At 68.5% G+C, this 24,440-nt stretch carries 26 protein-coding genes; 10 read left to right on the top strand and 16 right to left on the bottom strand.

The window, feature by feature from the left end; all coding sequences use genetic code 11:
* Positions 1 to 62: 62 nt before the first annotated feature.
* Genes Q1W68_RS05195 through Q1W68_RS05205 form a run of 3 tightly spaced genes read left to right on the top strand, consistent with a single transcriptional unit; the run spans position 63 to position 4,218 of the window.
* Complete coding sequence (locus Q1W68_RS05195) at positions 63 to 2,252, top strand: FAD-dependent oxidoreductase (RefSeq protein ID WP_300715767.1); 2,190 nt, start codon at positions 63 to 65, stop codon at positions 2,250 to 2,252.
* The gene (locus Q1W68_RS05200; RefSeq protein WP_300715768.1) at positions 2,252 to 3,004 is read left to right on the top strand and encodes a DUF3047 domain-containing protein; all 753 of its coding nucleotides are present in this window, start codon (positions 2,252 to 2,254) and stop codon (positions 3,002 to 3,004) included. Before Q1W68_RS05195 ends, Q1W68_RS05200 begins: the two co-directional genes overlap by 1 nt.
* Before the next feature lie 23 nt (positions 3,005 to 3,027).
* Positions 3,028 to 4,218 (top strand): FAD-dependent oxidoreductase, encoded by a 1,191-nt coding sequence (locus tag Q1W68_RS05205; protein ID WP_300715769.1) that lies wholly within the window; start codon positions 3,028 to 3,030, stop codon positions 4,216 to 4,218.
* Here Q1W68_RS05205 and Q1W68_RS05210 read toward each other — a convergent pair.
* The 5 genes from Q1W68_RS05210 to senB all read right to left on the bottom strand — a co-directional run bounded on the left by Q1W68_RS05210 (position 4,191) and on the right by senB (position 7,835).
* The gene (locus tag Q1W68_RS05210) at positions 4,191 to 4,601 is read right to left on the bottom strand and encodes a low affinity iron permease family protein (RefSeq protein WP_300652688.1); all 411 of its coding nucleotides are present in this window, start codon (positions 4,599 to 4,601) and stop codon (positions 4,191 to 4,193) included. The genes Q1W68_RS05205 and Q1W68_RS05210 overlap by 28 nt on opposite strands.
* Before the next feature lie 69 nt (positions 4,602 to 4,670).
* Positions 4,671 to 5,366: a haloacid dehalogenase type II gene (locus tag Q1W68_RS05215; protein WP_300715771.1), complete on the bottom strand. Its 696-nt coding sequence runs from the start codon at positions 5,364 to 5,366 to the stop codon at positions 4,671 to 4,673.
* On the bottom strand, positions 5,363 to 5,752 hold the full coding sequence (locus Q1W68_RS05220; protein ID WP_300715772.1) for a RidA family protein: 390 nt from the start codon (positions 5,750 to 5,752) through the stop codon (positions 5,363 to 5,365). Before Q1W68_RS05220 ends, Q1W68_RS05215 begins: the two co-directional genes overlap by 4 nt.
* Before the next feature lie 3 nt (positions 5,753 to 5,755).
* Complete coding sequence (selD, locus tag Q1W68_RS05225; RefSeq protein ID WP_300715774.1) at positions 5,756 to 6,829, bottom strand: selenide, water dikinase SelD; 1,074 nt, start codon at positions 6,827 to 6,829, stop codon at positions 5,756 to 5,758.
* Positions 6,830 to 6,866: 37 nt separating this feature from the next.
* A complete protein-coding gene (gene senB, locus Q1W68_RS05230) occupies positions 6,867 to 7,835 on the bottom strand; it encodes a selenoneine biosynthesis selenosugar synthase SenB (protein WP_300659270.1) in 969 nt (322 codons plus the stop codon).
* A gap of 61 nt (positions 7,836 to 7,896) precedes the next feature.
* Between senB and senA the strand changes: the two genes are divergently transcribed.
* Positions 7,897 to 9,036: a selenoneine synthase SenA gene (senA, locus tag Q1W68_RS05235; protein WP_300652676.1), complete on the top strand. Its 1,140-nt coding sequence runs from the start codon at positions 7,897 to 7,899 to the stop codon at positions 9,034 to 9,036.
* Here the strand turns inward: senA and Q1W68_RS05240 are convergent, their stop codons facing one another.
* Positions 9,037 to 9,837: a helix-turn-helix transcriptional regulator gene (locus tag Q1W68_RS05240; RefSeq protein WP_300652673.1), complete on the bottom strand. Its 801-nt coding sequence runs from the start codon at positions 9,835 to 9,837 to the stop codon at positions 9,037 to 9,039.
* A gap of 96 nt (positions 9,838 to 9,933) precedes the next feature.
* Between Q1W68_RS05240 and Q1W68_RS05245 the strand changes: the two genes are divergently transcribed.
* A complete protein-coding gene (locus tag Q1W68_RS05245; protein ID WP_300652672.1) occupies positions 9,934 to 10,875 on the top strand; it encodes a DMT family transporter in 942 nt (313 codons plus the stop codon).
* On the opposite strand, the gene egtD is transcribed toward Q1W68_RS05245, so the two are convergent.
* Complete coding sequence (egtD, locus tag Q1W68_RS05250; RefSeq protein WP_300652670.1) at positions 10,850 to 11,851, bottom strand: L-histidine N(alpha)-methyltransferase; 1,002 nt, start codon at positions 11,849 to 11,851, stop codon at positions 10,850 to 10,852. The genes Q1W68_RS05245 and egtD overlap by 26 nt on opposite strands.
* Before the next feature lie 170 nt (positions 11,852 to 12,021).
* Between egtD and Q1W68_RS05255 the strand changes: the two genes are divergently transcribed.
* The 4 genes from Q1W68_RS05255 to phnE are packed head-to-tail and all read left to right on the top strand — an operon-like array spanning position 12,022 to position 15,401.
* The gene (locus tag Q1W68_RS05255; RefSeq protein ID WP_300652669.1) at positions 12,022 to 12,885 is read left to right on the top strand and encodes a putative selenate ABC transporter substrate-binding protein; all 864 of its coding nucleotides are present in this window, start codon (positions 12,022 to 12,024) and stop codon (positions 12,883 to 12,885) included.
* Between the two features lie 16 nt (positions 12,886 to 12,901).
* On the top strand, positions 12,902 to 13,735 hold the full coding sequence (locus Q1W68_RS05260) for an ATP-binding cassette domain-containing protein (RefSeq protein WP_300652666.1): 834 nt from the start codon (positions 12,902 to 12,904) through the stop codon (positions 13,733 to 13,735).
* 2 nt (positions 13,736 to 13,737) lie between these two features.
* Complete coding sequence (locus Q1W68_RS05265; protein WP_300652664.1) at positions 13,738 to 14,580, top strand: ABC transporter permease; 843 nt, start codon at positions 13,738 to 13,740, stop codon at positions 14,578 to 14,580.
* Positions 14,577 to 15,401, top strand: coding sequence for a phosphonate ABC transporter, permease protein PhnE (phnE, locus tag Q1W68_RS05270; protein ID WP_300652662.1), 825 nt, complete (start codon positions 14,577 to 14,579; stop codon positions 15,399 to 15,401). The genes Q1W68_RS05265 and phnE overlap by 4 nt, the downstream gene beginning before the upstream one ends.
* Positions 15,402 to 15,404: 3 nt before the next feature.
* Here phnE and Q1W68_RS05275 read toward each other — a convergent pair whose 3' ends face one another.
* From Q1W68_RS05275 to Q1W68_RS05295, 5 genes are all read right to left on the bottom strand, one after another.
* Complete coding sequence (locus Q1W68_RS05275) at positions 15,405 to 16,697, bottom strand: type II toxin-antitoxin system HipA family toxin (protein ID WP_300652659.1); 1,293 nt, start codon at positions 16,695 to 16,697, stop codon at positions 15,405 to 15,407.
* Complete coding sequence (locus Q1W68_RS05280) at positions 16,694 to 16,990, bottom strand: helix-turn-helix domain-containing protein (protein WP_300652655.1); 297 nt, start codon at positions 16,988 to 16,990, stop codon at positions 16,694 to 16,696. Before Q1W68_RS05280 ends, Q1W68_RS05275 begins: the two co-directional genes overlap by 4 nt.
* Positions 16,991 to 17,082: 92 nt before the next feature.
* Positions 17,083 to 18,402, bottom strand: coding sequence for an ergothioneine biosynthesis protein EgtB (gene egtB / locus Q1W68_RS05285; protein WP_300652652.1), 1,320 nt, complete (start codon positions 18,400 to 18,402; stop codon positions 17,083 to 17,085).
* Between the two features lie 9 nt (positions 18,403 to 18,411).
* The gene (locus Q1W68_RS05290) at positions 18,412 to 19,524 is read right to left on the bottom strand and encodes a PQQ-dependent sugar dehydrogenase (RefSeq protein ID WP_300652649.1); all 1,113 of its coding nucleotides are present in this window, start codon (positions 19,522 to 19,524) and stop codon (positions 18,412 to 18,414) included.
* 77 nt (positions 19,525 to 19,601) lie between these two features.
* Positions 19,602 to 20,186, bottom strand: coding sequence for an NnrU family protein (locus Q1W68_RS05295; protein ID WP_300652647.1), 585 nt, complete (start codon positions 20,184 to 20,186; stop codon positions 19,602 to 19,604).
* A 143-nt stretch (positions 20,187 to 20,329) separates the two neighbouring features.
* On the opposite strand from Q1W68_RS05295, the gene Q1W68_RS05300 reads away from it, so the two are divergent.
* Positions 20,330 to 21,673, top strand: a complete 1,344-nt coding sequence (locus Q1W68_RS05300; protein WP_300652644.1) for a hypothetical protein — start codon at positions 20,330 to 20,332, stop codon at positions 21,671 to 21,673.
* 4 nt (positions 21,674 to 21,677) lie between these two features.
* Here Q1W68_RS05300 and Q1W68_RS05305 read toward each other — a convergent pair whose 3' ends face one another.
* The 4 genes from Q1W68_RS05305 to Q1W68_RS05320 form a co-directional block, all read right to left on the bottom strand.
* Positions 21,678 to 22,154 carry an outer membrane protein assembly factor BamE gene (locus tag Q1W68_RS05305; RefSeq protein ID WP_300715777.1) on the bottom strand — a complete coding sequence of 159 codons (477 nt, stop codon included), beginning with the start codon at positions 22,152 to 22,154 and terminating at the stop codon, positions 21,678 to 21,680.
* A gap of 63 nt (positions 22,155 to 22,217) precedes the next feature.
* The gene (locus Q1W68_RS05310; protein ID WP_300652638.1) at positions 22,218 to 23,474 is read right to left on the bottom strand and encodes an Hsp70 family protein; all 1,257 of its coding nucleotides are present in this window, start codon (positions 23,472 to 23,474) and stop codon (positions 22,218 to 22,220) included.
* Positions 23,475 to 23,592: 118 nt separating this feature from the next.
* On the bottom strand, positions 23,593 to 23,898 hold the full coding sequence (locus Q1W68_RS05315; RefSeq protein WP_300652635.1) for a hypothetical protein: 306 nt from the start codon (positions 23,896 to 23,898) through the stop codon (positions 23,593 to 23,595).
* Positions 23,895 to 24,422 carry a pyridoxamine 5'-phosphate oxidase family protein gene (locus Q1W68_RS05320; protein ID WP_300652632.1) on the bottom strand — a complete coding sequence of 176 codons (528 nt, stop codon included), beginning with the start codon at positions 24,420 to 24,422 and terminating at the stop codon, positions 23,895 to 23,897. The genes Q1W68_RS05315 and Q1W68_RS05320 overlap by 4 nt, the downstream gene beginning before the upstream one ends.
* Between the last annotated feature and the right edge of the window lie 18 nt (positions 24,423 to 24,440).

Raw genomic sequence — 24,440 nt, forward strand, 5'->3', positions numbered from 1 at the left:
GAAGGTGTAAGAATGCACCGGCCCTGGCGACCGACAGGTTGCAAACCCACACTGGAATTGTCGTGAGCTTTCGAAAAATCTTTCTGCTGGCCGTGGTCGCTCTGGGCATCGCGGCCTTTTTCTGGCTCGATCTGGGGCGCTTTCTGAGCCTGGAGTACCTCAAACAGAGCCAGGACCGCTTCGAGGCACTTTACGCGGCCGAGCCGCTGAAGGTGTCGCTGGCGTACTTTGCACTCTACGTGGTGGCCACCGCGCTTTCGTTCCCGGGCGCGGCCATCATCACGCTGGCCGGTGGTGCCATCTTCGGCCTGTGGTGGGGCACCCTGCTGGTGTCGTTCGCCTCCAGCCTGGGCGCCACGCTGGCGTTTCTGGTCTCGCGTTTCGTGCTGCGCGACAGCATCGAGGCCAAGTTCGGCAACCGCCTGGCCGAGATCAACCGCGGCATCGAGAAGGACGGCGCGTTCTACCTCTTCACGCTGCGGCTGATCCCGGTGGTGCCGTTCTTCGTGATCAACCTGGTGATGGGCCTCACGAAGATGAAGGCGCTGACCTTCTATCTGGTGAGCCAGATCGGCATGCTGGCCGGCACGCTGGTGTATGTGAACGCGGGCACGCAGCTGGCGCAGATCGACTCGCTCAAGGGCATCCTGAGCCCGGCGCTGCTGGGTTCCTTTGTGTTGCTGGGCGTGTTTCCGTTGATCGCGAAAGGCATCGTGGGCCTGCTGCAGAAACGCAAGGTGTACGCGCGCTGGGCCAGCGTGAAGCCCAAGCGCTTTGACCGCAACCTCATCGTGATCGGTGCGGGCGCGGGTGGCCTGGTCTCGGCCTACATTGCGGCGGTGGTGAAAGCCAAGGTCACGCTGGTGGAGGCACACAAGATGGGCGGCGACTGCCTGAACTACGGCTGCGTGCCGAGCAAGGCGCTCATCAAGAGCGCGAAGCTGGCGCACCAGATGCGCCACGGCGACACCTACGGCTTGCACAGCACGCCGCCCACCTTCAGCTTCAAGGCGGTGATGCAGCGCATCCAGGCCATCGTGCGCGCCATCGAACCGCACGACAGCGTGGAGCGCTACACCGGGCTCGGTGTGGAGGTGCTGCAGGGTTACGCGAAGCTGGTGAACCCCTGGACGGTGGAGATTGCGCTGAACGACGGCAGCAAGCAGACGCTCACCACCCGCAGCATCGTGATCGCGGCCGGTGCCCGGCCGTTTGTTCCACCCCTGCCCGGTCTGGAAGACAGCGGCTACGTGACCAGCGACACGATGTGGGAGAAGTTCGGTGAACTCGACGAGGTGCCCCAACGCCTGGTGGTGCTGGGCGGTGGGCCGATCGGCTGCGAACTCGCGCAGAGCTTTGCGCGCCTGGGCTCGCAGGTCACGCAGGTGGAGATGGGGCCGCGCGTGATGGCGCGCGAAGACGAAGAAGTGAGCGAGCTGGCGCGCCAGGCGCTCCTGAAAGACGGTGTGGATGTGCGCACCGGGCACAAGGCACTGCGGGTTGAAAAACATCCTGAGGGGCCTTCGACAGGCTCAGGCCGAACGGGGGGCGTGCTGGTGGTGGAACACGCCGGCGCCGAACAACGCATCGAATTCGACGAGCTGCTGTGCGCCGTGGGCCGCAGCGCGCGCCTCACCGGCTACGGCCTGGAAGAACTGGGCATTCCGACGAACAAGACGGTGGAGACCAACGAGTACCTGCAGACGCTCTACCCCAACATCTACGCGGCGGGCGACGTGGCCGGGCCCTACCAGTTCACCCACGTGGCGGCGCACCAGGCCTGGTACGCGGCGGTCAACGCGCTCTTCGGCGACTTCAAGAAGTTCAAGGCCGACTACCGCGTGATCCCCTGGGCCACCTTCATCGACCCCGAGGTGGCGCGCGTGGGACTGAACGAGCAGGAGGCGAAAGAACAAGGCATCGCGGTGGAGGTGACGAAGTACGGCATCGACGACCTCGACCGCGCCATCGCCGACAGCGAGGCACACGGCTTCGTGAAGGTGCTCACCGTGCCGGGCAAGGACACCATCCTGGGCGTGACCATCGTGGGCACGCACGCGGGTGATCTGCTGGCCGAGTACGTGCTGGCCATGAAACACGGCCTGGGCTTGAACAAGATCCTGGGCACCATCCACACCTACCCCACGCTGGCCGAGGCCAACAAGTACGCGGCAGGCGAGTGGAAACGCGCGCACGCGCCGCAGCAGTTGCTGGCCTGGGTGGGCCGGTTCCACGACTGGCGGCGCGGGTGATGGCGCCAGCCCGCGCGCTCCTTGCGGCACTGCTCGCCACCGGTCTCAACGCATGGGCGCAGACGCCCTTGCCCGCCTTCGTGCAGACCGATGGCACGCTCAACCCCGCGTGGCGCTTCGTCGGATTCCCCAAGGCCAAGGCCGACCTGCCGCCCACCCGTTTTGAAGCCGGGCGCGTGGACAGTGTGGCCGCCGTGCAGGTGGCCACCGCGTCCAGCTACGGCACGCTGGTGCACGACTGGGCAGGCACCGCACCCGCCCGGTTGCAGTGGCGCTGGCGGCTGGACACACCGCTCTCGGGCGGCCAGAGCGCGCCCGACATCCTCACCAAAGCCGGCGACGACGCAGCTCTCAAGGTCTGTGTGATGTTCGACCACGCGCTGGACCGTGTGCCCTTTGTGGAGCGCACCGTGCTGCGCATTGCGCGCAGCGTGAGCGGCGAAGCCCTGCCGGCCGCCACCGTGTGCTACGTGTGGGACAGCACCCACACCGCTCTCACGCAGGGCCCCAACCCGTACACCAAACGCGTGCGCTTCATCAGCCTGCAGGGGCGAGGTGCGCCGCTGGCACGCTGGATCAACGAGTCGCGGGACGTGGCACAGGACTTCGCCACGCTCTTTGCCGACGAGTTGCCCGCAGGCACCCCCGCACCGCCCATCACCCGCGTGCTGCTGGGCGCCGACAGCGACAACACCGCCAGCACCAGCAGCGGCTGGGTGGCCGACCTCCGGTGGTCCGACCGGGCGCCTTAACGCGCCACGTACCATCGGAGCCCATGCACCACGGCATCAAAAAACTCCTCTTCCTCGGCGCCGGACATGCCCATGTGCATGTGCTGGCCAGCCTGGCGCAGCACCGGCCCGCCGACCTGGACGTGACGGTGCTCACCCCCTTCGGATACCAGACCTACAGCGGCATGACACCCGGTTTCGTGGCCGGCCACTACACCGAGGCCGACTGCCGCATCGCGCTGGAGCCGCTGGTGCGCGCCGCCGGCGCGCGCTGGGTGCAGGGCCGCTGCAACGGCATCGACCCGGTGGGCAACACGGTGAGCGTCACGGTGGCCGGCGGTGCCCAGGGCGTGCCCGCCACGCTGCCGTTTGACGAGCTGTCCATCGACACCGGCGCCGTGATCGACCGCGCACGCCTGGAGGCCGACATGCCGGGCGCCGCCACCCACGCGCTGGCCGTGCGCCCGATCGAGGCCTTTGCCCAGCTCTGGCCGCAGGTGATGGCACTGGCGCAGCAGAAGCCGGTGTCGCTCGCGGTGGTGGGCGCGGGCGCGGCCGGCATCGAACTCGTTTTCGCGGCAGAGCAAGCCATCCGCCAGCACGGCATGCCGGGCGCGCGCTTCACGCTCATCACCGGCGGCCCCGAGGTGGCGGAGAGCTACCGCCCGGGTGTGCAACGCAAGGTGCTGCGCCAGTTGAAGCGCCGCGGCATCACGGTGCTGCGCGAGGCCTGCGTGGGCATGGGCGCGGGTGAGGTGCTGCTGGGCAACGGCGCGCGCCTGGCCTGCGACGTGCCGCTGCTGGCCATCGGCACCCACGCGCCGCCCTGGCTGCAGGGCAGTGGCCTGGCCTTGTCGGATTCGGGGCACGTGCTGGTCAACGCGTTTCAGCAGAGCACCAGCCACCCGCAGGTGTTTGCCGCGGGCGACGTGGCCACGCGCGCCGATGTGCCGCACGCGCGCAGCGGCGTGTACGCCGTGCGCGCAGGCCCGCCGCTGGCGCACAACCTGCTGGCGTTTCACCAGCGCCAACCCCTCAAGCCCCACCAGCCGCCGACCAACACGCTGAACCTGCTCTCGTGCGGCACCGGCCACGCCATTGCGAGCTATGGGCCGCTGAGCCTGGAAGGCGCCTGGGCCTGGCGCTGGAAGGACCGCATCGACCGCGGCTTCATCGAGCGTTACCGGGTCGGTCCCCGCCCCGCTGCTCAGGCCTCGGGCGAATCGGTGTCCTGACGGCCGCTCTCCAGTTCGGCGCGCGCCGCGCTGGCCAGCGACTGGTAACGCCGCCGGAATTCGTCGAGGCTGTCCTGCTCCAGCTCTTCGAGGTCGAGCAAGGCGTTGTGGGCGCCTTTGGTGGCGCGGATCAGTTCGTCGATCTTGATCTGCAGCGCCTCGGAATCGCGGTTCTGCGTGTTCTGGATCAGGAACACCATGAGGAAGGTGACGATGGTGGTGCCGGTGTTGATCACCAGCTGCCAGGTGTCGCTGAAATCAAAGAGAGGTCCGGTGATGAGCCACACCGCGATCACCGCGGCGGCCAGCGCGAAGGTTTTGGGCCGTCCGCTCAGGCGCGCGATCTGGTTGGCAAACTTTGAGTATCCGATTCGGCTGGCCATGCGCGTTCTCCTGAAAACCGTGCTGGACCCATGCTACGCGCAGGGCCACACAGTCAGCCAGCCGGGCCGTCAACAGCCGAGCTGCTCGGCCAGGTGCACCAGGCTGCGCGCGTGAAAGGTGTTGGCCGCATCGGGTGACACGTCCTTGGGGTGCTGGGCACCGAACTCCAGCGGGCGCTCGATGTAGGCGGTGCGCAATCCGCAGGCCCGCGCCGCGGCCAGGTCGTCCTGGTGGGCGGCCACCAGCATCACGTCGCCGGGTGCCACGTCAAACACCCGGGCCACGCCCAGGTAGGTGGCCGGGTCGGGTTTGTAGGCGCGGAACACCTCGGCCGAGAGCACGCAGTCCCAGGGCAATCCCGCGCGTTTGGCCATGTTCGTGAGGAGACCGATGTTGCCGTTGGACAGGCTGCAGATGGTGTGGCGACTCTTCAGCCTGGTGAGCCCGGCCACCGTGTCGGGCCACGGATCGAGCCGGTGCCAGACCTTGTTGAGGTGCTGCTTCTGCGCCTCGGTGAGGTCCGTCAGTCCGAACTGCGGCAGCAGGTCATTGAGGATCAGCCGGTGAAGATCGTCGATCAGCGTCCAGCCCAGTTCGCCCGAGCGCACGCGCTGCATGGCCGGCTGGTAGCCCGCGCGCCAGGCCAGCGCAAACGCATCGGCGTCCACCTGCGGGTAAAGCGAAGCGACTTCGCGCTGGATGCTGCCGTGCCAGTCGACCACGGTGCCGAAGATGTCGAAGGCGAGGATGGGTGGGTGGGTCATGGGTTGGACCGTTTGAGTGCCGTGACCTCGATCTCGATCTTCATGCGCGGATCGAGCAGGCCGGCGGTGATCATCATGGCGGCGGGGCGCGCCACACCCAGGTGTTTGCGCAGCACCGGCCAGCAGGCTTCGAAGTTGGCGCCATCGGGCAGCACGTAGTTCACACGCACCACGTCGTCCAGGCTCGCACCCGCCTGCTGGAGTGCGGCGGCGATGTTCTGCAGGCACTGCTCGGCCTGCTCCACCACGCTCTCGGAGATGGTCATGGTGGTGTAGTCAAAGCCGGTGGTGCCCGAGACGAACACCCAGTCGCCCGCCACCACGCCGCGCGAATAGCCGATCTGCGCTTCGAACGGCGAACCCGAGCTGATGTGCCTGCGGTCCATGGTTCAGCGCACTTCCAGGCGCACGCCGTCGGCGGCGGGTGCCACGATCTCGCCAATGTCGGCGGCGCCGGCAAAGCCGTGCTGTTGGAAGATCGCCAGCACCGCGTCCACCGCCTCAGGCGCGCAGGCCACCAGCAGGCCGCCGCTGGTTTGCGGGTCGGACAGCAAGGCCTGGTCCACCGGCTGCAGGTTGCTGGCCAGACGGACTTCATGACCGTAGGCCGCCCAGTTGCGGCCCGAAGCACCAGTGACCATGCCGGCTGCGGCCAGTTCGCGCACGCCGCCGATGAGCGGCACGCGCGCCATGTCGATGCGCACCGTGGTGTTGGCGCCGCGCGCCATTTCCATCACGTGGCCGGCGAGACCAAAGCCGGTGATGTCGGTGAGCGCGTGCACGCCGTCCAGCGCCGCGAGATCGGGGCCGGGCGTGTTGAGCTTGGTGGTGTTCTCGATCATCTGCGCGTAACCCTCGGTGCTCAGCGCGTCTTTCTTCAGCGCGGCCGAGAGCACACCCACGCCGATCGGCTTGCCCAGGATCAGGCGGTCGCCCACCTTCGCATCGGCATTGCGCTTCACACGCTGGGGGTGCACCAGGCCCAGGGCCACCAGACCGTAGATGGGCTCGACCGAGTCGATGGTGTGGCCACCCGCGATGGGGATGCCGGCCGCGCGGCAAACGTCCTGTCCGCCTTCCAGGATCTTGCCGATGGTCTCCGTGGACAACACACCGATGGGCATGCCGACCAGCGCCAGCGCCATGATGGGTGTGCCGCCCATGGCGTACACGTCGCTGATGGCGTTGGTGGCGGCGATGCGACCGAAGTCGTACGGATCGTCCACGATGGGCATGAAGAAGTCGGTGGTGGCGATCAGCGCCTGCTCGTCGTTGAGCTGGTACACGGCCGCGTCGTCGGCGGTCTCGATGCCGACCAGCAGCTCCTTCGGCATCGGCATGGCCGCCGTGCCTTTCAGGATCTCGCTGAGCACGCCGGGCGCGATCTTGCAGCCGCAGCCGCCGCCGTGCGAGAGGCTGGTGAGGCGGGGCTGGGTGGCGGCGGTGGGGGTGGGTGCGTTCATGGGTGTCTCCAGGGGAAATGAATTCGGTGGCGCGCGTTCAGCGCAGCTCGTGCAACACGGCCAGCAAGTTGGCCTGCTCGGTGCGTGGATCGAACAACGGCACGCGAAGCTCACATTGTGCGTGCAGGGCGTCCAGCCTGCCACCGGCCTCGCCCAAGCCCGCACGGCAGTCGCGCAAGGCCTGGACCAGCGCGGGCGCATCTCCGGGCGCAAAGTAGCCGCCGTAGTCGGTGCCCAACATGCCCACATTGCCGTCGATGCGGGAAGCCAGCACCGGCGTGCCGCACAGCACCGCCTCCAGCAGCACATGGGCACCGCCTTCCATGCGGCTGGTGTGCACCAGCACATGCGCTCGCTGGATGCGCGCGCGTGTCGCAGCGTGTGGCAACCCACCGAGCCAGCGGTAGTGCGGGCAGTCCCGCGCGGTGGCCTGCGCAGCCTCGCCCAGCGTGGGGTCGAGCGCGGCGCCGATGTGGTCGATGTGGATGCCCTCGTCGGGGCTCAGCAGGCGGGCTGCTTCAAACAGGGTCTGCGGCCATTTTTCGTCGCGCAGGTGGCCCACCATCACCGCGCGCAGGTGGGTGGTGGTCTTGGCCAGCGTCTGGCGCCGCGTGCCCGACTGGAACACCACGCGGCATTTGCCGCGCAGCGCCTCGGGCAACGCCAGCGGGCCTTGCGCCTGCAACGCGACGAGGCGGTGCGCGAGCGCCAGCGAGCGTTGGGCATCGGCATCGGTTCCGATGTCGCGGTAAAGGTCGGTGCCGGTGAGTGCCAGCACCAGCGGGCGCTCCGGATGCGCTTTCGCCCAGGCGGCCACCGAAGGGGCCGAGCGGCGGGCGTGCAGGGCCAGCAACACATCACCCTCATCGCCCTGCGCCCATGCTTTTGCCACCCTCACCCGATAATGACCCGAGAGCATTCGCGTCCAGCGGCGGGCGGTTTGCCAGTTGCCGTTGTTGGCATCGGCCAGGGCCGGCGTGACGATACAGATCGAAGGTTTTTTCATGGGTTTGAGCAGGTCAGCGATTGTGGGCGATGCGCCCTCGGGCGGGTGGTCCGCGGCCGACATGGCCCGCCATGCCGACCGGGCAACGCTGGTCAGCGCGCTGGTGGACGCACGCGAGCGCACGCTGCGGCAGTTTGCGGCCTTCGAGCACGCCCTCGGCCCCAGCCTGCGCGTGCCCTGCGCGCCCGAGCTCAACCTGCCGCTGTGGGAGCTCGGTCACATCGGCTGGTTCGCCGACTGGTGGATCGCACGCAACCCGCAGCTCGGTCGGGGCCTGCAGGCGGACCCGCTGGTGGCCCGAAGCCCCGCCCGCCAGGTGGCGCGCGGCGTGGACGCCGAGGCCCTGTACGACTCCAGCGCGATCGCGCACGACCACCGCTGGCAGCTCGACCTCCCCGACGCCGAGACCACCCGCGCCGACCTGTCGGCCAGCCTCGCCCAGACGCTGGCGTTGCTGTGGGAGGCGCCCGATGACGACACCGGCCTGTACTTTTTCCGCCTCGCCCTGTTTCACGAAGACATGCACGCGGAGGCGGCGGTTTACATGGCGCAGGCGTTGGGCATCGACGTGGGCCATCCCTCGCCGCCCGTTCGGGCTGAGCCTGTCGAAGTCCGCACGGTCCACGTGCCGGCCAACCGCTGGACCCTGGGCTGGAGCGGCCCCGGCTTCGCTTTCGACAACGAACTCGGCGCCCACCCCATTGACGTGAACGCCTTCGAGATCGACGCCGGCCCCGTGACCTGGGCGCGCTACCTGCCGATGGTGGACGCTGGTCTGGCCAGCGTTCCTCGTTACCTGCGGCGCACACCCCGGGGCTGGGAAACGCAGCGCTTCGGCACCTGGCAAGCGCTGGACCTGCAGGCCCCGGCCTGCCACCTGAGTGCCACCGAAGCGCAAGCCTGGTGCCGCTGGACCGGGCGGCGCCTGCCCACCGAAGCCGAATGGGAAGTGGCGGCCCACACTGCGCCGGGCTTTGCCTGGGGCGAGGTCTGGGAATGGACCGCGAACGCCTTCGCGCCCTTCCCCGGCTTTGCACCCCACCCCTACCGTGACTACTCGCAGCCGTGGTTCGATGGCCGCCCGGTGCTCAAGGGCGCCAGCAGCGCCACCCACCCACGCATGCGCCATCCCCAATACCGCAACTACTTCCCCGCCGAGCGCACCGACATCCTGGCCGGCTTTCGCAGCGTGCGCCCCTGATCACCGACCCTTGCGGTAAGCGTCGGGCGTGGTGCCGGTCCGGCGGCGAAACATGCCGATGAAGGCCGAGGTGGAGGCGTAGCCCAGGTCTTGTGCGATGTGCTCCACCTTCCCGCCGGCTTCCAGCAGGGCCATGGCTTTCACCGTGCGCAAGCGCTGGCGCCATTCGGCCAGCGTCATGCCCAGCTGGCTCTGGCAGCGGCGCATGAGCGTGCGCTCGGTGGTGTGGACCAACGCCGCCCAATCGGCCACCGAACGCGCATCGCCCGGCGCCGCCTCCAGCGCCTGCAACACCGGCGCGAGCAGCGGGTCGTTGGACGTGGGCAGGTAACTGCCGCTCACCGGCGCGGTCTCCAGCTGGTCCAGCACCACCTGCAGCAGCCGCTCGTGCGGCGCGCCGTGTGCTTGCGCGGGCGGCGTCTGGCGCAGGTGCTCCAGCAGACCGTGCAGCAAGGGGCTCACGGTGAGCGCACACACCTGCTGCGGCATGCGCGTCGCACGCTCGGGCACCACGTACACCGAACAGAACGAAGCCTCCTGGCGGTTCATGCCGGTGTGGTCCACGTCGGGGGGGAGCCACAGGCCGTACTGCGGCGGGATCAGGTAGTGCTCGGTGGCGAGCTGCACCTCCATCACGCCGCTGAAGGCGTAGACGAACTCGCCCCAGTGGTGGCGGTGGTGCGGGTAGGCCGCGTCGGCCGGCATCTGCGCTGCGCGGAACACGATGTCGCCCGGCAGCGCGTCGGTGAACGGCGCGGTCTGCAGGTGTTTGGCGGGCGGGCGGGCGGGGGAGCGCGGCATGTTGACGGTCTGGGGAAGCGATTTGTCCGATTCTCGTTATCTGCCGCAGATCGGTCAAAGGACAATCACCCACCCGAACCCCCAACGAACGCCTTTGTGGACACCCGCCAATCTCTCGACGCCCGCGCCATTGGCCTCATGGTCGTGCTCTGCCTCACCTGGAGCCTGCAGCAGATCGCGCTGAAGGCGACCGCGGCCGACTTCTCACCCATCCTGCAAATCGCGGTGCGATCGGGCATCGCCGCTGCGCTGGTGGGCCTGCTCATGTGGCGCCGGGGCGAAGGCTCGCTGCTGGCCGACGGCGCCTGGAAACCCGGCGTGGTGGCCGGTGCCCTGTTCGGGCTTGAATTCCTGCTGGTGGGCGAAGGCCTGGGCCACACCTCGGCGGCGCACATGGTGGTGTTTCTCTACACCGCGCCGATCTTCGCGGCCCTGGGCCTGCAGTGGAAGCTGCCGTCCGAACGGCTGGCACCGGCGCAGTGGCTGGGCATCCTGCTGGCCTTCACCGGCATCGCCATTGCCTTCCTGCTGCGGGACACGCAGGGCAACCAGGACTGGAGCCGCATGCTCTGGGGCGACCTGCTGGGATTGCTGGGGGGCGCGGCCTGGGGCGCCACCACCGTGGTCATCCGCACCACGCGGCTGAGCCGCCTGCCGGCCACGCAAACCCTGCTCTACCAGCTGCTCGGGGCCTTCGCGCTGCTGCTGCCGGCCGCCTTCCTCCTGGGCCAGACCACTTTCAACCCCACCCCGGTGGTGTGGGCGAGCCTGGCGTTCCAGTCGGTGGTGGTGGCCTTCGTCAGTTTTCTGGTCTGGTTCTGGCTGATGCGAAGCTACCTGGCCTCACGGCTGGGCGTGTTGTCGTTTCTCACGCCCTTGTTCGGTGTGGTGCTGGGCGCCTGGCTGTTGGGTGAGCGCATTGAAGCCAGCTTCCTCACCGGCGCCCTGCTGGTGCTCGCCGGCGTGGTGATGGTGAGCGGTCATGAGCTCTTCGCGCAGTGGTGGCGCAACCTCAGGCCGGCGCCCAGAACACGCTGAACCAGCCCTGGGCGTCGCTCCAGTGGCGCGCCTCGCCGAAGCCGGCGTTGCGCAACAGCGCTTCAAAGTGGTCGGGCTGCCACTTGTAGGAGCTCTCGGTGTGCAGCCGTTCGCCCGCGGCAAACACACGCTGCCCACCGGGCCAGCACACGGTCTGCTGCGCACTCGCTTCCAGGTGCATCTCGATGCGCGAAGCCTCTTCGTTGAACAGCCCCACGTGGCGCCACGCAGCCGGCGCAAAGTCGGCCCCCAGCACGCGGTTCACGTTGAGGAGCAGGTTGCGGTTGAACGCGCCGGTGACGCCCAGCGCGTCGTCGTAAGCCGGCTCCAGCACGGCGCGGGGTTTGACGCGGTCCACACCGATCAACAAGCCCCCGCCCGCGCCGCCCGAGCGGCACACCGCGTGCGCTTGCCTGAGCAGGGCCAGTGCCTCGACCGGGTCGAAGTTGCCGATGCTGGAGCCCGGGTAGAACACCACGCGCGGCGCCTGCGCGGCCGGGCCGTCGGCCAGCCAGTCGGCCACCTCGGCGCCGAGCGCAAAGCGGCTTGAAAAATCCATGCCCACGCCCAGCATCGCCAGCGCCGGGTGTTGCTGCTGCAGCTGCTGCAAGGTGTCGCGCAAATAGTCCACCGAAATGTCGATCGCCACATACGCGGCGGGCCGCAACACCGGGAACAGCCGGGCCGCCTTCACACAGCTGCCCGCGCCCAGGTCGAGCAGGATGGATCCGCCGGGCACCACCTGCGCCATGTCGGCACCGTGCTGCTGGAAGATCGCCGCCTCGGTGCGCGTCGGGTAGTACTCGGGCAGCTCGGTGATGGCGTCGAACAGGCGCGAACCCAGCGCGTCGTACAGGAACTTCGGCGAGATGTGAGCCGGCGTGGCCTGCAAACCAGCCACGAGTTCGGCGCGCAAGGCGGCCCGGTCTTCGTGGTGGAGCTGGATGAAGGGCGGAGCTGTGGTCTGGAGGGTCATGGGCGCTTTCGGGAAGGGTCTTTATAGCGGAGGCGTCTTTCAACGTCGGTGCGCTGACCCGCTTTTCTACAGGGTCTTGCAAAGCTGACGGTCACTCGCCCGGCGCGGCGCGCGTCTGGAGCGGGTCGGGTCTAATACGCGCTCCCCAATCCCCCTTGACCGGATTCACCATGTTCACAAACACCCCCCGCACCCTGCGCGCACTGTTCACCTGCGCCGTGCTCAGCCTCACCGCCGCCGCCCACGCGCAAACCGTGTTCCGCGTCACCACCATCCCCGAAGAAGCCGCCACCGAGCAGATCCGCAAGTTCACGCCGCTGGCCACCTACCTCGAAAAAGAACTCGGCGTCAAAGTCGAATTCACCCCGGTGAGCGACTACCCCGCCGCCGTGGAAGCGCTGGTCAACAAAAAAGTTGACCTGGTCTGGTTCGGCGGCTTCACGTTTGTGCAGGCCAACATCCGCTCGGGTGGCAAGGTCGTGCCGCTGGCCCAGCGCGAGGAAGACACCAAGTTCCAGTCGGTCTTCATCGCCAAGACCGACTCGGGCATCAAGACCCTGGCCGACATGAAGGGCAAGCAGGTCTCGTTCGGCTCGCAGAGCAGCACCTCGGGCCACCTGATGCCGCGCAGCTTCCTGCTGGCGGCCAACATCGAGCCTGAGAAAGACTTCCGCCGCATCGCCTACAGCGGCGCGCACGACGCGACCATCGCCTCGGTGGTCAGCGGCAAGGTCGACGCGGCCGCGCTGGACATCACGGTCTGGAAAAAATTCGTGGCCGAGAACAAGGTCGACACCAAGGCGGTCGACGTGTTCTTCACCACGCCGGGTTACTTCAACTACAACTGGTCGGTGCACGCCGACACGCCGGTGGCGATGCAGCAGAAGATCAAGGCCGCGCTGATCGGCCTGTCGCCGGCCAACCCCGAGCACGCCGAGATCTTGAAGCTCAACCGCGCCACGCGTTACATCGAAACCAAGCCCGAGAACTACAAGGGCCTGGAAGCCGCTGCGCGCAGCGCCGGCCTGCTCTGATTCACCAGGCGGTCGGTTGAACATCACCCTGCAAGGCGTCTCGGCACGCCACCCGGCCGCGCGCTCCGGCCATGCGCCCGCGCTGCGCTCGCTCGATCTGCAAATCGCCTCGGGCGAGCAGGTCGCGGTGATCGGGCCGTCGGGCGCGGGCAAGACCACGCTGCTGCAGGTCATGGCCTGCGCGCTGCCGCCCACCGAAGGCCGCTTCACGCTCGACGGTCGCGAGCCCTGGGCGCTGCCGCGATCTGCGCTGCAGCGTCAACGGGGCCAGTTGTTTCTGGCGCCGCAGGTCCCGCCGCTGCCGCCGCGCCAGCGCGTGGTCACCTCGGTGCTCGCCGCGCGCCTGCCGGCCATGGGTTTGCCGGCCAGCTTGCGATCGCTGTTCTATCCCAACGACATCCCGGCCGCCTTCGACGCACTGGACCACTTTGACCTCGCCGACAAGCTCTTTGAACGGGTCGACCGGCTCTCGGGCGGTGAGCGCCAGCGCGTGGGCCTGGCGCGCGCGCTGCTCGCACCGGCCCGGCTCTGGCTGATCGACGAACCTTTGTCCGCGCTGGACCCCACCCGCTCCAAACAAGCCGTGTCCGCGCTGCAGGACGGCGCGCGCGAGCGCGGCGTGACGCTGGTGGCCACGCTGCACCAGGTGGACGTGGCGCTGGCCCACTTCCCGCGCATCGTCGGTTTGCGAGACGGGCAGCTGGCCTTTGACCTGCCCGCCGCCGAGGTGACGCAGGAGCGCCTGGCACGCCTGTACGACCAGTTTGAACACGAGCTGCGTGGTGAGGTGCCGGTGGTGGTGGCCGAGCCGCAGGCCACACCGCAACCCGCGGTGATGCACTGCCGCTGAGCATGAGCGCGGCGATCCATTACTTGCGCACCGCGCCCGCGCGCGACCCTGCCTGGGCCTCCCGCGTCTTCTGGCTCGGCTTGGGCGCCGTGCTGCTGTGGCCGCTCATGGTGGCCACCGAGTTCAAGCCCTGGATCTTTCTGGAGCCCGACAACCTCAAGGTCACTCGCCAGTTTCTGGCCACCTTCTGGCCGCTGGTGGTCAACGCCGAGTTCATGGGCATGGTGGCGCGTGAAACCTGGCGCACCGTGGCCATGGCGACCGCCGGCGTCACGCTGGCGTTGATCGTGGCCATCCCGCTCACGCTGCTGTCGGTGCGCCTGCTGTCGGTCTCGGCCCTGTCGGGCCGCATGGCGCGCGGGCCGTTCTGGCTGCGCCAGCTGGTGCGCTGGTTGCTCATCGTGCTGCGCAGCATCCCCGAGCTGGTCTGGGCATTGGTGTTCGTGCGGGTGGTCGGCCTGGGCCCCACGGCCGGCGTGCTGGCGATCGCGCTCACCTACGGCGGCATGCTGGGCAAGGTGTATGGCGAGATCCTGGAAAGCGGTGAATCGCACGCCACCGAAACGCTTCTGCGCAACGGCAGTGGCCGCCTGCAGGCCTTCTTTTACGGCCTGCTGCCGACCAACGCGGCCGAGCTCACCAGCTACACCGTGTACCGTTGGGAGTGCGCGATCCGCTCCTCGGTGGTGCTCGGCTTCGTGGGCGCGGGCGGCCTCGGCCAGCAGCTCGACAACTCCATGAAGATGTTCAACGGCGGCGAGGTGGCCACCATGCTGCTGGTGTTTGTGTTGCTGGTCGCGCTGGCGGACCGGGTGAGTTCGTGGCTGCGAAAGTCGCTCGGATGAAACCCACCGCCGCCAACCCACCCTACAAGCTGCCCCCGCGCCTGTTCGACGCGCGCTGCAAGGCCTGCTGGTTCACCGCCGGCCTCATGGTGCTGGTGGTCGCGAGCTTCGCCTCGCTCGACCTGCAGTGGGGCCAGTTCCTCTCGCTGGAGGCGGCGCGCAGCATGGGCCGCTTCGTGGCGGAATTTTTCCCGCCCGACCTCTCGCCGGTGTTCGTGAAGAAGGTCGCCGTCGGCGCCTGGGAAACCCTGGCCATGTCGGCGCTGGGCACGGCACTGGCCGCGGCGGCCGGCCTGGCGCTGGCCCTGCCGGCGAGCCGCCTGCACGAGGCCGACGCGGCCTGGGCCCGCGTGCCCACCCGCTGGGTGCTCAACGCGCTGCGCAGCATCCCCGAGCTGGTGTGGGCCGCGCTGCTGCTCATCTCGGCCGGCCTGGGTCCGTTCGCCGGCACGCTGGCGCTGGCCTTTCACACCACCGGTGTGCTGGGCCGCCTGTTCGCCGAAGCGATTGAAAACGCACCACCCGGCCCGGGCGACGCGCTGCGCGTGCAGGGTGTGGGCAATGTCCGCGTGTTTCTCTACGCCACGCTGCCCCAGGTGCTGCCGCAGCTCATGAGCTACACGCTGTACCGCTGGGAAAACAACATCCGCGCCGCCGCCGTGCTGGGCGTGGTGGGCGCCGGTGGCCTGGGCCAGCTGCTGGCCTTCCACATGGGCCTGTTCCAGATGAACAAGACCGCCACCATCCTCGGCGCCATGCTGCTCATGGTGGCGGTGGTGGACGCGGCCAGCCACGCCGCGCGGCGGTTGCTGACACGGTAGTAATCACACCCGACGCGGCCGTTTGCCGCGCCGGCTCTGCGCCTCCAACTGCTCTGCCACTGCGGCCAGTTGCTCAGGGCGCTCAGCCAGCTCGGCAGCCCTGACAAAGGCGGGCTGGAACCGCGCCACGTTCTCGCCCGGCACACCCTGCTCCCGCAGGCGTTGCTGCCAGTGGCCCGCCACGTGGTAGGCGGCATCACCGAGCCAGGCCACGGCGTCGGGCAATTCAACACCGAAGTAAGAACAGACCGACAGCAGGTTGGGAGCCGAGCAGTCCTGCGAACCATCGGGCAACACGCTGAGCGCCAACGAGCCCACGAAACTGGGCAACGGTGTGATGTCGAAGGCGGGCGACAAGCGCCAGCCCTGGCCCGTGTGCAGCAGGCCGTGGTTGCGAGGGTGGTCGTCCCGGTTGCCCACCAAGGCGTTGTAGGCCATGCGACGCCACAGCTCGGTGAGGTCTTGTCGGCAATGCTGCTCGTCCGTGATCCAGCGCCGCATGCGGTCGGCCAGCACCAGGTAAGAGCGGCGGGCGTCGCCCGGCAAGGCACGGGCGTCCAGATCCAGCACCGTGCGGGCACTGGCATACAGGTGGCGCTGCGGCCGCCGGGGATCGCCGGCGCGATCAAAGCGTTCGATCAGAAAAACCTCGTGGCTGTCGTGACGGATGAAGCGGACCCTGGGCACCCGCAGCCCCAGCTCGGCCGCCATCTGCATCACCACAAATTCGCGCGCTGGAAGGTTGGGCGCGTCGCCCCGGTCTTGCAGCTTGGCCAGCCACAAGGAGCCATCGTTTTCGATCGTGGCCTTGGGGCGTTCACCGCCGGCACTGGTGCCGTCGTCCTCGTTCATGCGGCGTATGGCCCGGCTCGACGGCGTGTCCTCATCCAGCAATTGCACCTGCTCAATCAACTCGTGCAGGGTGTGCGGCGTCCAGCGGAGCTTGGCCTCGATGTCGCTGCACACCTCGATGGCGCCCACGCCATCGGGTGGGCCCAGCGCAAGCAACTCCAGCGGACCCAGTTCCCGGGTGTGCCGGGCCTGCAGCCGGTCACGGCCATAACCATCCGGCACGGCGTCCTCGATCACGCCGGGCAGCGCATGTTCGCCCAACAGCTTGATGGCCGCTGAGCCACGGCCCAGGCGCAGGTGCATCGGGTCCAGCGGGCGCACGCCTTGGGCCGATTTGTAGTGACCCTCGTAAACGAAACGGCCTGCGCCCGCCTCCACGTCGATGTGCGCGGCCAACACCGGTTCGTTCGATCCGGGCAGCCAGGTCCAGACCGGCGAAGTCATCGAGGTCTCCGCAATTGGTGGGTGGCGAACGTGGTCAGCGCCGGATCGCGCTGCGGCGCCAGCAGCTCGTCGAACTCGGCCAGCAGACCCAGGGCATCCAGCGCGCGGGCCAGCGTGCCCAGGGCCACCCCGGGATGGCCTTTTTCCAGCGCCACGATGGAGCTGGCACCCACGCCCGCGAGGTGCGCGAGGTCGCGTTGCGTGAGTCCCCGAGCGCGGCGCGCGAGCGCCACGCGCTCCCCCAGGTCTTGCAGGGAGCGGCTCGGGAGAACGGGAAATGGCGTTGCGCTCATTGCTGAAATTTCAATCCAAAACTTAGCGATTGGACTGATTTTCCAGCATTGTTGTGTTTTGTCCAGCCAAAACGGCCGATGACGCTGATGCGCTACAGACTGCGCGCCAACCGCAACCCGCTGAACTGCCAGCGCACATCGGTCGGGAAAAAGTTGCGGTAGCTCGCGCGCAGGTGCGACGCCGGGGTGGCGCACGAGCCGCCGCGCAGCACGGTCTGGTTGACCATGAACTTGCCGTTGTACTCACCCACCGCGCCCTCGGTGGGCTGGTAGCCCGGGTAGGCGCTGTAGCTGCTCGCCGTCCATTCCCAGACGTCGCCAAACATCTGCAGCAGATCCGTGCCGGCCGCGCGCGCGGGCATGGGGTGCAGGGCGCCGGCGTCCTGCAGGTTGCCCTGCACCGGCAGGCCGGCCGCCGCGGCTTCCCACTCGGCCTCGGTGGGCAGTCGGGCGCCGGCCTGGTCGGTGTGGGTGGCCGAGGTCCAGCGGGCGAACGCGTCGGCCTCGAAGTAGCTCACGTGCACCACCGGCGTGTGCGGATCCAGCGGCACATCGCCGTGCAGGGTGAACACGGTGGGCAGGGCGTGGGTGTCTTGGTGGAGCGTCCAGTACAGCGGCGCGCGGATGCCTTGCGTGCGCACCCAGTCCCAGCCAGCCGCGAGCCACCAGCGCGGGTCGGTGTAGCCGCCGTCGCGCACAAATTCCAGCCACTCGCCGTGCGTCACCAGGCGGTTCATGAGCGCGTGCGGCTCCAGCCACTGCCGGTGGCGCGGGGATTCGTTGTCGAACGCAAAACCCTCACCGGCGTGGCCGATCTCGACCAAACCCCCTTCACGCTCGATCCACTGCGCGGGCACCGGCGACACCGAGACCAGCGGCCAGGCACGTTGGTACACCGGGCGCAGCGGGTTGATGGCGAGCAGGTGCTTGATGTCGGTGAGCAGCAGCTCCTGGTGCTGCTGCTCGTGGTGCAGGCCCATCGCGATCAGGCTCAGTGCGTCGGCACTGTCGGTGTGCGCGATCAGGTGCGCGATGCGTTCGTCCACCTGCTCGCGCCAGCGCCACACCTCGGCCAGGTCGGGCCGGGTGACCAGCCCGCGCTGCGACCGGGGAAACTGCTCGCCCACGCCGTTGTAGTAGCTGTTGTAGAGCACGCGGAACGCGGGGTTGAAGGGCTTGAAACCGGGCTCATGGGGCTCCAGCACGAAGGTCTCGAAAAACCAGGTGACGTGGGCCAGGTGCCACTTGGTCGGGCTGGCGTCGGCCATGGACTGGGCCTGGCAGTCCTCGGGCGAGAGCGGTGCGGCCAGCGAGCGCGTTTGTCCCCGCACCGCCTGGTAGCGCCGCGCGAGTTCCGTGCGATCCGCACCGGAACGGTTGCCTGCGGCGGGCTGGGGGGAGTCGTGTCGCATGGAGGCCTTTCAGCGCGCGGGCAGCAGGCGCAACAGCTGACCATCGCGGTCGTCGGTCAGCAGGTAGATGAACCCATCGGGGCCTTCGCGCACGTCGCGCACGCGCTGGTTGAGCTTGGGCAGCAGTTTTTCTTCGCGCACCACACGGCCACCTTCGATGACCAGACGCGAAAGGTAACGGAACTTGAGCGATCCGGCCAGCAGGCTGCCCTTCCAGGCTGGCCCGTAACGGTCGCTGGTGACAAACGCCAGGCCCGACGGTGCGATCGACGGGGTCCACTGGTGCAGCGGCTGCTCCAGCCCCGCCTTGCTGGTGATGCCGTCGCCGATGGCGCCGCCACCGTAGTTTTCGCCGTGCGTGATCACCGGCCAGCCGTAGTTTTTACCCGCCTCGGGACGGTTGATTTCGTCACCGCCTTGTGGCCCGTGCTCGGAAGTCCACAGCCGGCCATCGGGCCCGAGCGCCGCACCCTGCAGGTTGCGGTGGCCGACGCTCCAGATTTCGGGCAGCGCGCCCAGGCGACCGACATGGGGGTTGTCCACGTGGGCGCCACCGGTGGCGCGCACGCGCACCACCTTGCCGTGGTGGTTGTCCAGCGTCTGGGCGTCGTTCATGCGGGAGTAACGGTCACCCAGGGTCAGAAACAGGCTGCCATCACCCGCCTGGACGATGCGGCAGCCAAAGTGCGATCGGCTGCTGATCTTGGGGGTCTGGCTGAAGATGACCTTCACGTCGTCGAGTCGGGTCGAGTCGCTGGAGAGCGTGGCCGACGCCAGGGCGGTGGAATTGCCGCTGCCGGTGGCCGCGGGCTCCGAAAAACAGAAGTACAGCGTGCGGTTGCGGTGGAAGTTTCGGTCGGTGATCACATCGAGCAGGCCGCCCTGCCCGCCCGCGTCCACCGCCGGCAAGCCCCCGAGCGGCGCACCGAGGCGGCCATCGGCGCCCACCACCCGCATGCGTCCGGGCCGTTCGGTCACCAGCATGCGGCCTTCGCCGATGAAGGCCACACCCCACGGGTTCTGCAGGCCGCTGGCCACCACCTCGGTGGTCTGGGCTTGCGCCAGCGTTGACGTGAGGCCGCCCACGGCCAGGGCGAATGAAAGGGCAATCGAGCGTGTCATCAAGGGCATCTCCGGTGTCGTTTCACAAAGTCGACCGGGTTGGTGCCCGTGGGCACCCGAGGGTTCCCCCACGCCGGTCAACCGAAGGGCCGAACGCCGAACAGAAAGGCGTGCGCCCACACCACGAACAGCACGTACAGGCCCAGGCCACCCACGACGGCGATGGCGTCGTTGGCCTTGCTGCCGGGCAGCGCCGGGGCCGGGCGCGTCAGGCCCGCTGCAGCGCGTTTTTTCACCGAGATGCGGTCTGCCACCGCCCACGCCAGGAAGCCACCGAAGAGCAACACATCGGCCAGCGTGCCGTTGGCCAGCAGGTGGGCCAGGGCCCAGAGCTTCACCGCCAACAGCATGGGGTGTTTGGCCGTGCGCTGGATGCGCCCGGGCAGGTAGGTCGCGAGCAACAGCACGAACACGGGCAGCATCAACAGCGCAGCGAGGTGCCGGAAGCCATTGGGCAAGGTGTAGAGCAACACCGGCGCCTCACGCGCCGCGCCATAGCCCACGACGATGAGCACAAAGCCGGCCAGCGAGACCAGTGAGTACAGGCCCTTCCAGGGCCCTTCACCCATCTGCTGGACCAGGCGGTTGCGCCCGTTGACCGACACGATGGACACCGAATGGATGCCCAGAAACAAGACCAGACCGAGGATCAACAACACCATGAGAGGGCTCCTGTGCACCCGGCCACCCGCCACCGGGCGGCCTGAGAACTGGGCTGACTCTAACGGGCTTTCATGCCCGAGCACGCCGGCCGGCCTTTGGGCGTGAGCAGCCTGCCCGCTGCAAAACCTGACAGAGTCCGCGCATGCCGCGCCTGCAACGCATCTCCGCCGTCCGCAACTGGACCGAGCGCCACGCCCACCGGCCACTCAAGCTGGCAGAAGACGATGACGGTCGCATCTGGCTGCGCCTGGACGATCTGCGCCAGTGGATGCCCGGACTGCCCCAGGACGCCGCCCTCGCGCAAAAGCACCCCGGGCAGGTGCGGCTGGCCGACGCTTCCACCCGCCCCTACCTGGAAGCCAGCGCGTTCGCCTGGCTCACCCGCAAAAGCACCAACGCGCCCACGCTCAAGCTGGTCGCGTGGCTGGAGCACAACGTGCTCGCTCCCGCCCGCCGGCGCCATGCCTGGGCCGACTACCAGGGCCACGACGGCATGGCGAAATACCGCGACGTGCTCCCCGCCAATGTCGAGAAGATCGTGCGCCACGTGGAGGGAGCGCCCTGGTGGAAGCTGGAGCTCGACCCGCGCTTCTGGGTCATCACGCAGGGGCACTGGCGCATGGCCAACACGCTGGTGGCCGGCTTCGCGCTGGGGCTGCTGGCGCTCGGCGTGGCGGGCTGGCTGGAGAGCAAGACCTGGGATGTGGAGAACAGTTACCTGTCCTGGCTCTGGGCCGCCGTGGCCGTGACCCTGTGGGCGCTGGTGTGGAACGGCGCGTGGATCGTGGGGGCCGTGCGCACCAGCGCGCGCCGCGTGCACGAAGGCGTGGCGCCCTGGGTGGCGGTGGCGGGTCTGGTGGCCAACATGGTGGCCGCGCTGGTCATGGCCCTGGCCGTTGCCTCCAGCCTGGGCGCCCTGCTGCAGGGTTGGTGGTCGCACTACGGGCAAGGCCGCGGCGCGGTGACCATCACCCCGATGCGGTCCGAGAGCGGCGAGGTGACCCGTCTGGGTGTGACCGGCCACATGGGCGTGGGCAGCACCCGCGCGCTCATGCGGGCGCTGGCGCAGTACCCCGACGTGCGCGTGCTCGAGATCACCAGCACCGGCGGGCTGATGACCGAGGGCCACGGCATGGCGCGCGTGGCCTTGCAGCGCGCGCTCAACACGCAGGTCACACAAACGTGCGCCAGCGCCTGCACGCTGGTGTTTGTGGCGGGCGAGCGGCGCCTGCTCGCACCCGAAGCCCGCATGGGATTTCAACCCCGCCCGGGGCCGTTCGGGTGGTTGGGCCTGGACCGGTCGTCCACGGATCAGGTGGTGGCCGACTTTTACCGGGAGCGCGGCGTGCCCGAAGAATTCATCCAGAAAGCGCTCGGCGCACCCGGGTGGGATGTGTGGGAGCCCGGTCAGACCGGCCTGCTCGGTGCCGGCGTGGCCACGGGCCGCACCACCGCAGACGCACCCGGCGCGCCGGCCGGCAACTGACACGTCAAGGAATGGCGCCGTTTTTGTTGCACTCGGGCGGCTCACCGTAGCCGGCCGAACGCACGGTCCGCTCCTGCGTGATTTCGATCTGGAACCACAGGCAGAAGTTGTTCTCGTAGCGGTAGTTCCACACCGTGCCCCGGTCGCGCCCGAGCCGCCACACCTCGCTCGGACGACCCAGCGCCAGCGACACCGCGTCCTGCGTCATCCCCGGTGCGATCTGGTTGAAGCGGGCTTCGGTCAGCACCTGCTCGGAACGGGTGGCGCGTCCGTCGGCGTCGAGGTACACAAAATACGTGTGACGGCCATACGGACCGCGCGGGTATTCGAGCCGCGTGCCGCCCTCCACGGCCCGCTGCACGTCGGGCGGCCCCATGCGGGCCACGATGGCTTCCCGGGTGGCACCCGCCACCTCCCTGGGCGGCCCGTAGCCGCTGCACGCCGACAACAACGTCACCCCGGCCAGACCCCACCATGACATGCGCATTGCTCGACTCCTGAGTTCAACAAACGGTGTCGTTGGACGGGGTTCGCGGGGACAAGTTCAAGAGCGGCTGTAGGCCAGCCCCGAAGCCACGCCGCCGAACAGGTCGCCCTCGACCATGGCCACGCCCGGAAACTCGGCCTGCAGGGCGCGCTGGAACGGCCGCAGCGCCGACGAGCCGCCGGTGAGGTAGATCGCGTCCAGGGTGCCGTCTGTGAGGCCGGCGCGCTGCACGCATTCGCGGGCGCAGGCCACCGTGCGCGCCAGCAGCACACCCAGGTGGTCGCGCATGGCGTCGGCGTGCATGTCGGCGGTGAGGCCGCGCTCCACCTCAGACAGGTCCACCTGGGTGGCACCGTCTTCGTTGGAGCATCGGATCTTGGCCTGCTCCACCTCGTGGGCGATGCGGTGTCCGTCACGGTGCTTGAGCACCTTCATCAGGCGCTCATGCAGCACCACGTTGCTGTAATTCACGCGCAGCTGCTGCGCCTGGCTGAGCGCGCGCGGCTGGTAAAGCCACTGGATCAGGTGCCAGGTGGAGAGGTCAAAGAACACGCGGCTGGGCACCTCGCGCTGCTGCGGCCCCAGGTGCTTGTAGCCCAGCAGGGGCATGACCTGCTCCAGGCTGAGCTTCTGGTCGAAGTCGGTGCCGCCGATGTGCACACCCGTGGTGGCCAACACGTCGCCCGCGCGGTCGGCCAGCTTCATGCGCTGCGGGCCCAGGCGCACCACGGTGAAGTCGGACGTGCCACCACCCAGGTCCACCACCAGCACCACGCGCTCAGCGTCCAGCCGGCGCTCGTAGTCCAGCGCGGCGGCGATTGGCTCCAGCTGGAACGACACCTGGCGGAACCCCACGGCCTGCGCGGCCTGCCGCAGGGAGTCTTGCGCGAGCGCGTCGCGCTCCAGGTCGTCGTCCACAAAATGCACCGGCCGGCCCATCACCACCTGGGTGGGCGCCACGCCCAGCGTCTGCGCCGCGCGCTCGCGCAGCGCAGCCAGAAAGGTGGCCACGATCTCCTGGAAACTGATCTGCTGGAGGTTGACCACCGTGGTCTCCAACAGCAGCGGACTGCCCAGCAGACTCTTGAGCGACCGCATCAGACGGCCCTCGGTGCCCGCCAGATACTGCGCCACCGCGTCGCGACCGAAATGCGTGGTGCTGTCCTCCGAGTTGTAGAACACCGCCGTGGGCATGGAGACCGCCGTGCCCTCCAGCGCAATCAGGCGCGCCGTGCCCCGCACGTCGGCCCAGGCCATGGCCGAATTGGAAGTGCCGAAATCGATGCCGAGCGTGCCGTGGAGCGGAGGAGTCATGGGGAGCGGTGGAGAGATGGCCCCCGAGGTTCTAGCGGAAGCGCCGGCTCATGGGGAGCGCGGATTCTGCCACCGATGCGTGGGGGCCCCCGTGGGCCCCCTCTCCCGCCCAGCTGCGCTATGTGCGGCGGACGCTCGTTTTCTGCTGCCGCGGTGGTTGCCCGCCTGGACCCGGCACGTCCCTGGCGCGCTGTTGCGCGTCCAGTCCTGGCGTGGCGCGCATGTCGGTGTCCACCTGGCCCTGCTTCAAGTCTTGGTAGGCCTGCAGGATCTTCGGGTCCGGCTTGTCGTCGGTCATGTCCGTGTCCTGGTCGTTCTCGTGTGGCAACTTCAAGGGCGTCTTGCCATCCTCAGGCGGCGCCTCGAACGGTGTGTCGGGTTCAACGGGCTGGTGGGGCACCGCGGGTTGGCCCGGCTTGTTCATGCCAGGTTGCCGGTCGGCTGGGCGCCGCCGGCCAAACCCTGGTGCGAGCCGTGTTCACCCATGCCGATGGGCTTGCCCGCCACGGCGGACACGATGTTGCTGACCAGTCGGACCATCTTGCTGTTGGGCGCGTCCCAGTAGTCGGCCGAGTGCGGCACGAACTTCAGCAAGGCCAGCGTGGGCGAGTCCACGCCATCGGGAAACCAGGGGCGCGCAAAGGGCGACCACAAGCGTTCGATGTGACCTCGGTCGGTCACGATCTCGCCGTGACCGGACAGCGACACATAGGTGCTGTCGTCGAGGTCGGTGAAAGCCAGGTTGGCCTGGGCCAGTCGCTCGACCTTGGAAGAACGCGTGTCCGTGAAAAACCAGATGGCGCCGCTGGCGTCCATTTCCAGCGCATACATGGGCCGGCTGGCGAGCGAACCGTCGGCCTCGACGGTGGTGAGCATCGAGGTGGCGATGTCTTCAATCAGCTCGGCGATGTGCTTGCGCTCGGGCGTGGTCTGCGTTTCGATGTTCATGGGTGGTCCTCGTCATCG

Origin of the sequence: Hydrogenophaga sp. (assembly GCF_030158645.1) — a bacterium.
Classification (GTDB): domain Bacteria; phylum Pseudomonadota; class Gammaproteobacteria; order Burkholderiales; family Burkholderiaceae_C; genus Hydrogenophaga.

Excerpts from the sequence above, each read along its gene's own strand:
- Q1W68_RS05200 (WP_300715768.1), top strand. The coding sequence starts at position 2,252 with ATGGCGCCAGCCCGCGCGCTCCTTGCGGCACTGCTCGCCACCGGTCTC.
- Q1W68_RS05205 (WP_300715769.1), top strand. The coding sequence starts at position 3,028 with ATGCACCACGGCATCAAAAAACTCCTCTTCCTCGGCGCCGGACATGCC.
- Q1W68_RS05210 (WP_300652688.1), bottom strand. The coding sequence starts at position 4,601 with ATGGCCAGCCGAATCGGATACTCAAAGTTTGCCAACCAGATCGCGCGC.
- Q1W68_RS05215 (WP_300715771.1), bottom strand. The coding sequence starts at position 5,366 with ATGACCCACCCACCCATCCTCGCCTTCGACATCTTCGGCACCGTGGTC.
- Q1W68_RS05220 (WP_300715772.1), bottom strand. The coding sequence starts at position 5,752 with ATGGACCGCAGGCACATCAGCTCGGGTTCGCCGTTCGAAGCGCAGATC.
- selD (WP_300715774.1), bottom strand. The coding sequence starts at position 6,829 with ATGAACGCACCCACCCCCACCGCCGCCACCCAGCCCCGCCTCACCAGC.
- senB (WP_300659270.1), bottom strand. The coding sequence starts at position 7,835 with ATGAAAAAACCTTCGATCTGTATCGTCACGCCGGCCCTGGCCGATGCC.
- senA (WP_300652676.1), top strand. The coding sequence starts at position 7,897 with ATGGCCCGCCATGCCGACCGGGCAACGCTGGTCAGCGCGCTGGTGGAC.
- Q1W68_RS05240 (WP_300652673.1), bottom strand. The coding sequence starts at position 9,837 with ATGCCGCGCTCCCCCGCCCGCCCGCCCGCCAAACACCTGCAGACCGCG.
- egtD (WP_300652670.1), bottom strand. The coding sequence starts at position 11,851 with ATGACCCTCCAGACCACAGCTCCGCCCTTCATCCAGCTCCACCACGAA.
- Q1W68_RS05255 (WP_300652669.1), top strand. The coding sequence starts at position 12,022 with ATGTTCACAAACACCCCCCGCACCCTGCGCGCACTGTTCACCTGCGCC.
- Q1W68_RS05265 (WP_300652664.1), top strand. The coding sequence starts at position 13,738 with ATGAGCGCGGCGATCCATTACTTGCGCACCGCGCCCGCGCGCGACCCT.
- phnE (WP_300652662.1), top strand. The coding sequence starts at position 14,577 with ATGAAACCCACCGCCGCCAACCCACCCTACAAGCTGCCCCCGCGCCTG.
- Q1W68_RS05275 (WP_300652659.1), bottom strand. The coding sequence starts at position 16,697 with ATGACTTCGCCGGTCTGGACCTGGCTGCCCGGATCGAACGAACCGGTG.
- Q1W68_RS05280 (WP_300652655.1), bottom strand. The coding sequence starts at position 16,990 with ATGAGCGCAACGCCATTTCCCGTTCTCCCGAGCCGCTCCCTGCAAGAC.
- egtB (WP_300652652.1), bottom strand. The coding sequence starts at position 18,402 with ATGCGACACGACTCCCCCCAGCCCGCCGCAGGCAACCGTTCCGGTGCG.
- Q1W68_RS05290 (WP_300652649.1), bottom strand. The coding sequence starts at position 19,524 with ATGACACGCTCGATTGCCCTTTCATTCGCCCTGGCCGTGGGCGGCCTC.
- Q1W68_RS05295 (WP_300652647.1), bottom strand. The coding sequence starts at position 20,186 with ATGGTGTTGTTGATCCTCGGTCTGGTCTTGTTTCTGGGCATCCATTCG.
- Q1W68_RS05300 (WP_300652644.1), top strand. The coding sequence starts at position 20,330 with ATGCCGCGCCTGCAACGCATCTCCGCCGTCCGCAACTGGACCGAGCGC.
- Q1W68_RS05305 (WP_300715777.1), bottom strand. The coding sequence starts at position 22,154 with ATGTCATGGTGGGGTCTGGCCGGGGTGACGTTGTTGTCGGCGTGCAGC.
- Q1W68_RS05310 (WP_300652638.1), bottom strand. The coding sequence starts at position 23,474 with ATGACTCCTCCGCTCCACGGCACGCTCGGCATCGATTTCGGCACTTCC.
- Q1W68_RS05315 (WP_300652635.1), bottom strand. The coding sequence starts at position 23,898 with ATGAACAAGCCGGGCCAACCCGCGGTGCCCCACCAGCCCGTTGAACCC.
- Q1W68_RS05320 (WP_300652632.1), bottom strand. The coding sequence starts at position 24,422 with ATGAACATCGAAACGCAGACCACGCCCGAGCGCAAGCACATCGCCGAG.